Raw genomic sequence first — 13,312 nt, forward strand, 5'->3', positions numbered from 1 at the left:
TGTGGGGTCTCCCCATGTGAGAGTAGGTCATTTCCAGGCGCCTAATTTACTCGCAAGAGTAGTGATAAGCCCGTTACAAATGTAACGGGCTTTTTTACATGTGAAATTTGAGCATGAAAGTTATGTGGCCGACATGCCCATGTGGGAGTACGTCATTTCCAAGCGCCTAATTAACTCGCAAGAGTAGTGATAAGCCCGTTGCAAATGTAACGGGCTTTTTTACATCTGAAATTTGAGCATGAAAGTTATGTGGCCGACATGCCCATGTGTGAGTACGTCATTTCCAAGCGCCTAATTTACTCACAAGTGTAGTGATAAGCCCGTTACGAATGTAGCGGGCTTTTTTACATCGGAAATTTGAGCATAAAAGTTGTGTGGACAACATGCCCATGTGGGAATTCGCATTATTATATATGATTATTCGCTCACAATTTTTACTCGCAAACTTGTTAGTTTTGGCAAAGCTGTATATAACTTTGTGGTAACTTAACGCTATATTGCCCATCCTTAATGCAACTATGAAAACTCATTCAACAGAAAAATGGTCTCAAACACATAATTTTAATCATCATAACTATGAAGGTGAAAAAAATACCCGGTACGTTCTGATATTGACCGTAGTGACAATGATCATTGAGATTGTTGCTGGTACCGTTTATGGTTCTATGGCCTTGTTAGCTGATGGCTGGCATATGGGAACCCATGCTGCAGCCTTTATGATCACCCTATTTGCTTACCATTATGCTAGAAAGCACGCGGACTCACCGCAGTTTGCATTTGGTACTGGTAAAGTAAGCGTGCTGGGTGGTTTTACAAGCGCAATAGCGCTGGGTATGGTGGCATTACTCATGTTGGCAGAGTCGTTATCGCGAATAGTTAACCCTCATGAGATTCAATTTGAACAAGCTATATTTGTTGCCGTGATTGGCTTAACCGTTAATATTGTTAGTGCATTTTTGTTAAAAGATCATCATTCTCACGACCATCACGACCATCACGACCATCATTCACATGCCCATCATTCGAATGAGCATAGCCATCATGGGCATCACCATCATGATCACAATTTGAATGCTGCCTACATGCATGTTTTGGCAGATGCTCTGACATCATTATTAGCGATATTTGCGCTTGTGTTAGGTAAATACTTAGGTTGGTTATGGCTTGACCCTATTATGGGAGTCGTAGGTGCAATTATCATAACCAAGTGGGCCTATGGGCTCATTATGCATACAAGCCCAATATTATTAGATGATAACCAAGCTGCAAAACAGCAAGAAGCCATAAAAGTATATGTAGAACAACACTATGCCTGTGTGATAAGCGATATCCATTTATGGCGAGCAAACTCTGCTGATTTTGTATTGGTGCTGTCAGTGGTGACTCATGAACAGATTGATAACCTGCAATTTAAACGGCAATTACAGTCAAAATTTAACCAAGTTAAACACATTACCCTTGAGGTTCATCAATGCGATTTACCTGAATGTGCTGCTGAAATAGTTAACTAATTTGGCTTTTAAATGATTCCAATGGCTAACTTGGCTGAAAATACTTCAGTTAACGGTTTTTATTGAAAAAGTGCTTTACCTTTTACAGTGGTTTTTGCATAATGCCCCTCGTCAACAGGGGTGTAGTTCCAATTGGTAGAACAGCGGTCTCCAAAACCGATGGTTGCGGGTTCGAGTCCTGCCACCCCTGCCAAATTTAGAAGGCCTAGCAGAAATGCTAGGCCTTTGTCTTTTCTAGCTTTTTTAAATTTTTTACTCTTCAGTTTAGTCTCAATTCATTACGCTATAAAAGCTCAATTTTGCAAATGGTGACCAAATGGTGACCAAATGGTGACAACAACTTTTTCTGATGCAGATTTATGTTCAGACACTCCTAATTAAGATAGTGTGATTTTTTGGAGTTTTGCTATTAGATTAATTAGGCTAAGACGTACTATAAAATGAATTGATATGGCTTGTTTTTGCTAATATCGATACATTATCTTCATACCATTTTTAGTCATTATCAAATCATGAGTAACATAAAAGTAATTGACGATAAACCGTCGTATTGATTACATGATACAAAGATGGGTAATGCTATTATTTTATCACTTAATCATAAATTAATCAGATTTGGCATATTAACTATCGTTCTAAGGTGGATCATTGGCGACAGAATTTTATAATCAAAACGCAAGTAACCTAGCACAGCAATATCTTTCAAAGTCATTTGAGGAGGTACATGAAAGCTGGGCAGATTTTTTGCCATCAATTATTAGTAATCCCAATGCTAGAATTTTAGATCTTGGCGCTGGTGCTGGGCGAGATGCAAAATATCTATCTTCCTTGGCTCAGGACACCCATCAAGCAAATAATAATATCCAAGTACTAGCAGTAGAACCGGCTTTAGAACTATCAAAAATCGGACAACAGAGTACTCATGATTTAAATGTTAAATGGTTAAGTGATACTCTTCCAGCTCTTGATTCTGTAACAAAATTAGAAGTCAGTTTTGATTTAATACTACTTAGTGCTGTATGGATGCATATAGCTCCCAGTGACCGTGCGAGAGCCATACGTAAGCTAGCTAACATTCTTAAGCCTGGTGGAAAAATTGTTATCTCACTTAGGCATGGGCAGACAGAAGAAGATTTTACGAAGCGTAAAATGTACGTTGTTTGTGCAGATGAGTTAAAAAAGCTCGCCTCTAATGTAGGGCTGTTTTGTAAGTTAGAGACGCCAAAAGAGATAGACAAGCTTGGTCGTAATCATGTTTCTTGGCAAACTGTTGTTTTACAGATGCCAGACGATGGCACGGGGGCATTTCCTTTCATTAGGCACGTTGCCATAAATGATGGAAAGTCAGCCACACATAAGCTTGCATTACTGCGGGTTTTATTGAGGATTGCCGATGGCCATCCCGGAGCCGTAATAAGAAGAGAACCGTCAATATTTGGTGATAGAGTCATATTGCCTGTAGGTCTGGTCGCTTTGTATTGGTGCCATCAATATAAAGATTTAATTGACCAACATAAGCTTTTTCAAACGCCAAACAATAAGCCCAATATGGGGTTTATGAAAGATGATGGTTGGCACAAATTAACTCACCGCACAGCATCAGATTATCGCATTGGAAATTTGTTTACAGGGGATGATGCCATTGCCTTGTATAAAACCATTTCGGCATCAGTACAAAATATAAAAACAATGCCTTGTAAATATATTACTCTTCCAAATAGTAACAAGGCAGTATTTGAAGTTGATAATAAAACGGTAAGGGCTAAGGACAGTATTTTTCTCGACTTACCAACTTTAGAGCAATGGGGTGAATTTTCATTACCAGAGTCCACTTGGTTAGCTTTCAATCGTTATGCATGTTGGATCGAACCTGTTCTAATTAGTGAATGGGTTAAAACAATGGCAACCTATAAAGGTAACGCAAAATTCCGTGATCCTGATAGCCATCTTCATTTATATCGAGCTTTGAATTGGCTTGAGCCAAAAAGGACAACAATAGAAGTAAGAAATCGATTCGAAGAGTTGAAATCGATGCATGATATACCGTGCGTTTGGTCAGCTAAGAAACTTACAAAAAATTACGATATAGATCATAGTCTTCCTTTCGCTCGTTGGCCTAATAATGATCTTTGGAATTTACTACCAACAGATAGCATTATAAACAATCAAAAAAGTGATAAATTACCAACTGAGTTAAGGTTATTAAGTGCTAAATCAAGAATAACTGAATGGTGGAAAGATGCATGGCTAAATGCAGGTGAAGCATCTCATCATAGGTTCTTTGCAGAGGCGAATATAGCATTGCCCGGTTTAGACTCACATAATGGTTCAATTGATGACTTGTTTGAAGCATTGGTTACACAACGAGGTCGATTACGGGAAATGCAACAATTGCAAGAATGGTAAATTACCGGTTAAGCTTGAGCATCTTCATTATATGACCGCAATCTTTAGTGTTTTGGTAGAGATAATAGCCCTGATCTTGACATCGGTCTAAACTGGTTCTATTTCTAGCAGACCTAAATTATTAGGGAGTCTGCCAGAGTAGTTGTAACTATGGGCTATTTATAGGTTGGCAAAAAGGACTTAAGCTCATCTAAATTTCTTACAATAATTTGTTGCCCTTTAGGATTTGAATCCAGAGTATTAATATCGATATTGTAAGCATTTATAACGTAGCGAATCAACGAGGCATTAGTCGGTATTTTAAGGATGCCATCTTTCATCCCGTAGTCTTGGGCAATAACCAAGGCCTGTGCATCGGATAATCTTGGATCAGGTATGATTTCAATGGAAATTGAAGTGTTCCACAAGTCATCTTGCTTCTTACCTATTACTTTATTACTTTCAATAATTGGAATACCTCTAATTCGGCTGAGCACGAAATCGCGAAAGCCTTTTGCATGTTCGCAATATGCCCGAACATGCCAGCGTAATGGAGTGCATACAAGTGTGTGGGGTGAGATAATTCTCTCTGTTTGTTCCCCGTCACTGAGTGATGTGTAGCTTATATCGACACGTTTTTTTTCTCTAATGGCTTGCACGAGAGGGCGAAGTATCTTGGGTGAAATGTTACGTGTTACGGGCCTGACCATGGTCGTATTATCAAAACCCATATCGAGTTCTTTAAAGGTAATAGTCATATCTTCAGTGCGTGAGAGGATATGTAAATATTCATCGGCGTGACCGCTTGTTAATTTTGGGGCGAAGTTTTTATCTGGCTTGTAGCCTTTTAACCATTTGTCATAAACAAGGTTGCCTGGTGCAATATCAGCTAAGTAGCTATTAATGTCTTTTGAAGCTTGCTGTCTGCCAATCCCAAAACTTTGAATTAAGTGGTTGGTCGTTAACCTACCTTCCCATAGTGCAATGACTTCTATCAGTCGGTAACGCGATAGTAGATCCCAGCGTATTGGCCATTTACCCATGATTTAATTCCTGTCTAGTTACGCTACGTGTATATGTATTCAGTGTTTACCTGTAATCAATGGCGACATATTATGATTTGGGTATTCTATCGTCAAGTTGATAGATTGCTAATTGCTAGGAGTTATTATGGGACGAGGGTTATGAGCGCATTACTTCACACATATCTAGAGATAGCAGGTCCTGGAACCTGTCAGTCAAAGGACGGTTTTTTGGCAATCATTGATGCTCAGACCGGCCTTGGAAAGACCTATCAGGCTACTGAACTTCAACTTGAACATCTTTTAGCTGATTCGCAAATAACACTAATTTACTCAACGAATTTAAGAGTTAACGTGATGGAAGCGTACGAAGCTTTGCTTGAGCGTATCGATGAGAAGGCGACGCTTAGTGACATACAAAAAGAAAAATTGAAACGCAACGTTGTTTGGATTCCGGCCCAAGATACCGCCATTGCTGAATTATCAGTTGAGGATTGGGCTACGATATTCGAGGTGCTCGATACACAACAGCAAAGAGAAATTAAAACAATACTTGATAAGGTCGAGTTGCTAAGTCAAGCGAAGTGCAGCAGTAATACCTCAGTATTTGATGAAGAATTACGTGCTCAGCGCAGTAAGATTTTCACATTACTTAAAGCATGCCTTAAAGGGAAAGAAATCCAAGGTGTGAAGATAAATGAAATACTAGATTGTATATTCCCGGCAAGAAGGATAGAACAGGGTAAAACTCAGGTACTCTTTTTAACCACATCTAAGTTGCTCTACCCGTGGCATGGCATTGATAAAAGCTACAGAGTGAGTGATTTTCTTGAAAACTCACTGTTGATCCTTGATGAATTTGATCGTCAACAAGGTGAGTTCCTTACTCATTTAATCAATACTGTCTCTGACTACGATATCATTGATCTAACACGCAAGTTTTATTCGAGTTTTGACAGCTTCAGAATTCATGGTTCTCCTGAGTTTAATGGCGTTGATCAGTGTTTTGACCGTTTTCGTCATGCGCTTAAGGAATATCAAAACAAATGGTTTGTTAATTATCGTCCTTTTATCACAGATGCAACTATACAGAAGGGGAGTGAAAACCAAAGGCGGATATTCACGCTACTTTCTGACAGAATGTCCATTCATGCTATCAACTTTAAGCACGATGTACTGCGGTCACAATTCAATCATGTGTTAAGTAGCCATGAGATTGGTCCAGGTGGCAGTGAAAGTGCAATACAATTTATTAACAATGGCGCCCAGCTTGTTAGAACATTTTGCAACGGAATGCTAAGTGCCGTTCTGAAGCTAAAACAGAACTTAGAGAGTTTAGAAGATCCAAAAACCTACACCACAGAGAATCTAGTAGGTAAAGTGCTCAATAACTTAGGGCTGGTGGAGCTGACTCCAAGTATCATGTCGTTAATCTCTGCCAGGTTGAGCTTCAAAGTTCAAAACGAACATAAAGCATATAGTTTCCACGATAGCGGGTACGAAATCGCTAACATTGCTAGATACAATGACACAGACAATACCGCTAGCGCTTACACGTTTGATTTAGCGTTAACATCAACAGGCTTGCTTGCTCACTGGGTTTTGGCTGGAGCAAGGGTCCTTGGAATTAGCGCAACTGCCACAAGTCGTACCGCAATCCATAATTTTGACCTTGAGTATCTAAGTGATGTTCTGTCTGAACGTTTGGTCCTTCTCAATCCCACACAGAAAGCGGCCATACAAGCAGAGTACAGTGATAAGCGAAGGTATGAAGAAAACCAAATTCAGGTTTGTGTGCAAGGTATCTCTGAGCGTGTAAATTGGGGGGGAATTGAAGATTTATATCAAGAATTCAGAGGGATAAAGATTCATCCAGCATTACTTGAAAATGAATTGTGCCAGCTATTAAGCGTGGAGCCGAGGCAATTAAAGTTTGCCGTAAATCGAGCCAATAAGTTGGTAGAATCCATTCGTCAATTTTCATTGCATTCAAGCAATCGATACCATTTTTGCATGCTGAATAAAAGTTATAAAAATCCTGAGTTTATCGACTTTATGGCTAGAGTTAGCCAAAAGCACGGGGTTACAATTTTTGAGAATATCAATGCCGCTTCGTTCAGGAATGATAAGTTCCAGGCAATATTAAACCTGTTGGAAAATACCACGGAAAAAGTTGTGGTAATAACCAACTATCAGGCCACTGGAGCTGGGTTATCTCCGTCGTACAAAATTGGTGAAAACCATACATTAACGTATGTTGGTCCAAAGGGGATTGAACCATTTCAATATAAAACGGATATTGATTCTATCTATATAGAACAACCCACGAGCCTGATTGGTAGTCGAATTGGCGAGGCGCTGGTTGGGAAGGAGCGAGATCTTGCAATTAAAAAAAACATCCACGATGCGCTAATGCTTCACGAAAAAGGCATTGTCGTTGCGAACGAAGTTAAAGAAAAGCTCAAGTCTCTCATTTCACCAAAGGTGAATAGCTTTGCCGTAGGGGCAATGATCAGCACCTATAAGGGGAGTGAAGACTACCGATATGCCGTTTATCGTTTCATCGAGCAAGCGCTTGGTCGAATGTGTCGTACTGAGTGGAAGCAAGCTGAAATCACTATCATGTATGACGCGACTGCTGATTTTGTCGAAACATTGGCTAAAGACAGTCGTAACCTTTCGTATCTGTCATACGAGTATCAAGCATTAATTACGGATATTAAGAAGTGCTACAAAGTACAGAAGCATGAAAAACAATGTATGTCTTATCATCCAAGGGCTTCTCGTAATTATGCGCATATCCAAAGGTTGGTAACCAGTGTTTATGAACACCAAAACGAGAACGCCATTGGTCAGTATGAGAGGTTGCGTTTGTGGATGCTTAAAAAGCCTACCATGCAGTTAACGCCAACAGGTGAAGAGGTTCGTTACTATGTTGATGTGCAAGCTCCATTGGGGGAGTATCAGTATCAAATCGATTACTCTAATGACAAAGGTATCACTGAAATTTTTGTTAATCCTTCAGATGTCTCGGGGGTGCGAGAAGTGTCAGAGCATTCGGCCCGGTTACCTTTGCTTATGCAGAATTCTTTGGTCAAGGCACATTTTAAAGCGAATGACTTTGCTACCACATTTGATAGTGCTCAGTTTGTGCTAGCTCCGGCAATGTTTGATCTTTATATGGGGGCTCTTGGCGAAGAAGCTGTAAAGGCAATTCTGAGGAAGTTTGACCACGAAATTTTACCCATGCCGAAGGGATGTGTTGAGTGGTTTGATGGATACATAGAGCTTGGTAACCGAATTTTGTTGATTGACGTTAAACACTGGGATTTAGAATTGGGTTGTTTGGTTCATGAAAACACCTTGGAAAAGTGTCAGGCCAAATTGGAACAAATCAGGATGAAGCCTCCCATTGAATTTGCAAACAAGGTTTTGCAAGCTGTGTATATCAATACTATTTGGAGCGGAGCAGAAGGGATTAATTCACGAAAATACGTGAGTAATGAGCTTCAGTTTGTCGAACACAGTAATCCAGAACTAGCTGACGTTATCGAGATCCCAGGAATCATCGACTGTGTATCAGGTACTAATAACGTCCCGCCAATGACCCAATTAATTGAATTACTGAACTAATTTTTGGAGTGAAGAACATGAGTCGAAGTTTAACTACTCTCATAGACCTAACCTTTGATTTTGAAGCGTTAAGCCAAAAGTACATTATTTACAAAGCAACATTAGATAAAAGCATGGGGAAGGTCGATTACGCTAAGCAACTTAGTTTAGTCGAGCAATCATCTGCCCCTAAAGCGTTGATCAGACACTCAGGCTACCATTGGGTCTTATGCGACAAGCAAAAAAATACTAAACCTGAATCAGCAGAAATCGCGTTTGAACATGTGAAGTTTGAAGATTGTGATCAGCTTTTATTGGGGCGCCTTTTTGTGCGCGCGCTTGGCAAAGTGGCGCCAAACCAGTTTTTTTCAGGGCTTGGTGAGACGTATCTTTTTGTTGAGCCAGATAGTTTTTTTGAGCATACATTGTACAAGTGTTTAAAGTTTGAACTAAAAGAGAGTGTACGCTTTAACTCTCTATTTATTTCTATGGATGGTACAACCTTTTCGCCTATCGAAACGGTATACAAGCCAACAGGATACATTGAAAAACAAGCCAAATTTGAATTTGACTTGGGAAGTGGATTATTGAGACGTAATCCAAATGGCAATCTTATTGTTTATAGTCCAGGGAATAAAAAATTCACCACCAATGCTATTGATATTTCAGGTCAAGAACCAATATCGCTGCAAAAGACGAAAACAGGCGCCATTTATCAATTCGTTGAGTTGATGAATACACATTTCTCAGGTTATTTATCGCTGCAATTAAAACCTATTGAGGCCAGTTGGCGTGAGCACTACAAGAAACGTGATGTTGAAGCAGTTTACCAGCGTATTTATCAAGTTATTGATAATGCTGGTGGCCTTCAAGTGGTGAATGCATCCTTGAAAGAGGATGGTTACGAGAAGTTAAAACATCAAAATTGGCCAGTTCAAGTTGAATTTATTGACCAGACTGAAATTGATAATAAAAAGCCGTTGCTTGTGGTTTTAGACTCTGCCGAAGAATATGAAAAGGCTGGTCTATCTGATCCTAAAGCGGAGTTCTATTCATTAGAAAGAGTGTCGCAAAGTATCTACAACTCGACGATAACCTCTGTGCGTCTGAAGCTTAAGGGAAATGAGTTAAACCCAATTATTGATGCCGTAGTAAAGGAGCTAGTAATCAAACAAGAGTGCTTGCAAGGCCGTTTTGGTATTCAACATTTGCTGGGAAATTATTGGTTTGTCGAGAGAGAAGATCCTAAGTATGGAGATCAGGAACCAATTTTCCATATTTTAAAATGTGACAATGGCGCTTTTCAATATGAGCAACAAGATGAGTTTTACTTTGATGAACTCAATATCGAATTGCCTGAAAAGCAGCGCTATTTCGAAACGTTAAACTACGTGATAGACATGGCGCAGCAACCACCTAAAATCTGCATCATTGTTCATGAAGAAATCGCTGCTATTCCGGATGCAGAAAACCTTTTTGAAGTACTTGACCACCTGAAGGCTAGTAATCAACGTGGTATAAGTCGTGAATTTATTGATCACTATTTGTCAGATTCTAATTACTTAAGCGATCCAATTCATGACAAACTCAAGTCTATGTTGGAAATGCATCCAATACAGAGTGAATTTTACAAAGAAGACTTAAAAGCTGCCAATATAGGTTATCGTTCCATTGCCGAACAAGCGCTTATTGATGGTTACTTTGAAGAGACTGGAGTGATGCTGAATTATTCATTGAAAGGTGAACACAATGAATATCTAGAAGCATTAACAGGACACTTCTTTGATGCAGAGCACTCCGCCTATTTTGTTGGCAGTGAGAAGGGCGGCTTTAAGTTTAGTCGTGGACAATTCAATCATATTAGGTACCTTGAGGGCCCAGATGAGCTAAAGCAACTTTGTTTAGATTTAACCAAGAGCTACTTCGTTCGCAATAAGCTTGCTACAGTGCGACCTTTTCCATTTAAGTACTTATCTGAATGTCGAGAAAGTCAGAAGTGGCAAAAGTGAACTGTTGCTAACAATAAATTGAAGGAAAATTAGATTGTTTCTGAGTCTCAACTTGTTTCTTGTTACATTGAGTCGATTTACGACAACCGTTAGCTGATTGTGTGCTTCACAATATAGTCTTGGGGGCTACGAAGATGATTTTAAAACTACCTATGAGTGTCAAAAATGATTGGCACGTCAAGGGCTGAATGCTCAGCCTTGACGATTATTGGACGTTGGTGCGAATACGTTAAGGAAAATATGTTCCTTAATGTTGACTCTTATTCCTTAGCGAATTGCACGGTAGGTAATAATCAGCAAAGAGATCATTGATGGTTTTAATTTTGGCTTGTTGGCGCGCTTCTTGGCAACGAGAGGATCTAAGCCATCAAGAAACTGCTTCATTTTAATTCGTGCATTTGCCAATGAAAGATCACTGTGTTTAGCCAGTGTCATCTCTTTGCGTTTTTTGTTGGCGGTGTAGCGGAGCATCCAAAATGGTTTGCCGGATTTGGGAACGACAAAATATAAACCTTCACCATCAGCGAATCGACTAAGCTTTCCCTTGGTTTTTGCTGTAACTACCTTCGCGGTTAACTTCCCCGTAAGCCCTTAGACTCCAGTCAAAACTATGGCGGGTTATTTACCCACCCAATTACCCACCATTTTGTGTTGGTAAGTGGTGGGTGTTAATGGACCTCTTTAGACTGATATTTAATTAAATCTTTTAAAATCAATGATAAAAAGTTTTGCTTCATTCAATGTTTTGAATTTTCTTATTGAATTAGTCGTCAAGTATTTCCAATAAGTCACCTATTTCCACATCTAAATATCTGCATAGTGTTTCAATCACATCTAGTTCAACTCTTGTCGCTGTCTCATTGTAGAGGCGATGAAGAGTATTCTTGTTGATGCCAGTTACCCTCGCAACCTCAGCAACTTTTAACTTTTTGTCTCCAAGTATTTTGGACAGATGGCACTTAATCATAACCCTCCAAGGTAAAAAATACCTGTTGCGAGTATTTTTTACTTGCAAATGTCTTAAATGATGATAATGTACCTTCTGCGGGTACAAAATTGTTGTTTAAGTTATTTAGTTTGTTTAAGGAGTATATTATGTCTAATACCTATTTAACAGCGGAAGAGTTATCAATGCGCATTAAATATGATGCGAGAACAATTCGTGATCAGTTGAAGGATGCCATTTTGCTGGAGGGCGTGCACTACATTCGTCCATTTGGCGGTCGGAAGATTTTATTTATTTGGGAAAGTGTCGAGCAGTTAATGCTGTTTGGTTATTCAGATGTTTTACCAACAAAATAGAGGTGGCTTACCATGGGTAGTATTAATGTTCGCTACAACAAATTACAGCTTGATTTTAGATTCAAGGGGATACGTTGCAGAGAAATGACCACGCTTGAGAATACTTCTGCAAATCGCAAGCGAGTGGCAGCTGTGCTAAAGCGGATTGAAGCCGAAATCCAACTTAATCAATTTGAATATGCTCGTCATTTTCCAAATAGTAAATTTGTGGAAAAGTTTGCTGCTTATGATCGCCTAACGGCCCAAGGAGGAAAATCGGATTCAATCACACTCGAAGAATTTGTTGAGCAATGGCTTATCGAGAAAAAAGCTGAATGGCGTCCGTCTCAACTTCGAACGATTGAAGATATCTTGAACCTTTATATTTTACCTCGATTTGGCGATAAGGAAATTAGCTCTATTACCAAGTCTGACATTATGAAGTTTCGAGCGGATTTAGTAGACGGTCAAGCATTTGCAAAAGAGCTGTCAGCTTCACGTATTAATCAAATATTGTCACCTTTGCGCGTGATATTAAATGATGCAGCTGAGCGATATGAGTTTAGTAGTCCTTGGAAATCAATTAAACCTTTGCCTGTTAATCGTAAGCCGGTTCATCCCTTTACGCTTGAAGAGGTACTTAAATTTTTGGACTTTGTCCGTCAGGATTTTCGCTGTTATTTCTTAGTCCGTTTTTTTACAGGGCTTCGTACCGGTGAAATTGATGGTTTGCAATGGGAAAATGTTGATTTTGAACGTCGTCAAATACTCGTTCGCCAGTCATGGGTAAGAAACAAATTGGGCCCGGTAAAAACAAAAACGTCTCTTCGTGAAATTGATATGAATGACTTGGTATATGAGTCAATGGTCCAGCATTTCAAACTCTCAGATGGTCGTGGTTTTGTTTTTCAAACATCAGGTGGCAAGCCTATGAACAACAAGAATATGTCTTATCGTGTTTGGTATCCCACATTGGATATCTTAAAAATACCAAGACGTAACCCATATCAGACTAGGCATACAGCGGCTACCTTATGGTTGGCTTCGGGTGAGTCACCTGAATGGATAGCGAAACAAATGGGCCATGCTAATACCAATATGCTTTTTACTGTGTATTCGCGTTATGTACCTAATTTAACTCGCCGTGATGGCAGTGCTTTTGAAGCATTTTTAAATCAAAAACTGAAAGGGGAATAACTATGAACCATGATACTCGTGTTAACCTTGCGTATTACTTATGCCAACGATTCTATTGTCAACCAACAGGAAGAGAGCTGAGCTGTATTTTGGATTTACCACGTTCTTCTAATAATTTAGCAGCATTGGTGGAATGGATTAACCAATTGTATTTTACAGAAAGAGGTAATGATTTGTTGTGGTGGGAGAGGCGGTTGCAAAGACAACTGGAGTCTAAGGGGTATCAACTTTGACATACCGCAATGATTAATTTTAATTGACGCTAATAACCAAAATGCACCTTCATTTTTGATAG

The 13,312-nt window shown here is 39.4% G+C and carries 8 protein-coding genes, 1 tRNA gene and 1 pseudogene; 7 read left to right on the forward strand and 3 right to left on the reverse strand.

Going from position 1 to position 13,312, the window contains the following annotated elements; translation table 11 throughout:
• Nucleotides 1-518 precede the first annotated feature (518 nt).
• From dmeF to OHT75_RS10405, 3 genes are all read left to right on the forward strand, one after another.
• Entirely contained in the window at nucleotides 519-1,511 is a 993-nt protein-coding gene (gene dmeF / locus OHT75_RS10395; protein WP_264726412.1) for a CDF family Co(II)/Ni(II) efflux transporter DmeF, read from the forward strand.
• Between the two features lie 116 nt (nucleotides 1,512-1,627).
• A tRNA-Trp gene (locus OHT75_RS10400) sits at nucleotides 1,628-1,704 on the forward strand.
• Nucleotides 1,705-2,159: 455 nt separating this feature from the next.
• Entirely contained in the window at nucleotides 2,160-3,917 is a 1,758-nt protein-coding gene (locus tag OHT75_RS10405; protein ID WP_264726413.1) for a class I SAM-dependent methyltransferase, read from the forward strand.
• A 155-nt stretch (nucleotides 3,918-4,072) separates the two neighbouring features.
• Here the strand turns inward: OHT75_RS10405 and OHT75_RS10410 are convergent, their stop codons facing one another.
• Nucleotides 4,073-4,939, reverse strand: a complete 867-nt coding sequence (locus OHT75_RS10410; RefSeq protein WP_264726414.1) for a helix-turn-helix transcriptional regulator — start codon at nucleotides 4,937-4,939, stop codon at nucleotides 4,073-4,075.
• A 141-nt stretch (nucleotides 4,940-5,080) separates the two neighbouring features.
• Between OHT75_RS10410 and OHT75_RS10415 the strand changes: the two genes are divergently transcribed.
• Nucleotides 5,081-8,551 (forward strand): hypothetical protein, encoded by a 3,471-nt coding sequence (locus OHT75_RS10415; RefSeq protein WP_264726415.1) that lies wholly within the window; start codon nucleotides 5,081-5,083, stop codon nucleotides 8,549-8,551.
• Nucleotides 8,552-8,568: 17 nt separating this feature from the next.
• Nucleotides 8,569-10,539, forward strand: a complete 1,971-nt coding sequence (locus OHT75_RS10420) for a hypothetical protein (protein ID WP_264726416.1) — start codon at nucleotides 8,569-8,571, stop codon at nucleotides 10,537-10,539.
• Nucleotides 10,540-10,806: 267 nt separating this feature from the next.
• Here the strand turns inward: OHT75_RS10420 and OHT75_RS10425 are convergent.
• Nucleotides 10,807-11,055, reverse strand: a pseudogene (locus OHT75_RS10425) (Arm DNA-binding domain-containing protein); the annotation flags it as partial.
• 247 nt (nucleotides 11,056-11,302) lie between these two features.
• On the reverse strand, nucleotides 11,303-11,506 hold the full coding sequence (locus tag OHT75_RS10430) for a helix-turn-helix domain-containing protein (RefSeq protein ID WP_264726417.1): 204 nt from the start codon (nucleotides 11,504-11,506) through the stop codon (nucleotides 11,303-11,305).
• A 128-nt stretch (nucleotides 11,507-11,634) separates the two neighbouring features.
• Here OHT75_RS10430 and OHT75_RS10435 point away from each other — a divergent pair, with 128 nt between their 5' ends.
• Nucleotides 11,635-11,841, forward strand: a complete 207-nt coding sequence (locus OHT75_RS10435) for a hypothetical protein (RefSeq protein ID WP_264726418.1) — start codon at nucleotides 11,635-11,637, stop codon at nucleotides 11,839-11,841.
• Nucleotides 11,842-11,853: 12 nt separating this feature from the next.
• The gene (locus OHT75_RS10440; RefSeq protein WP_264726419.1) at nucleotides 11,854-13,017 is read left to right on the forward strand and encodes a site-specific integrase; all 1,164 of its coding nucleotides are present in this window, start codon (nucleotides 11,854-11,856) and stop codon (nucleotides 13,015-13,017) included.
• The last annotated feature ends 295 nt before the right edge of the window (nucleotides 13,018-13,312 follow it).

It is taken from the genome of Shewanella subflava (assembly GCF_025971955.1).
Lineage (GTDB): Bacteria > Pseudomonadota > Gammaproteobacteria > Enterobacterales > Shewanellaceae > Shewanella > Shewanella subflava.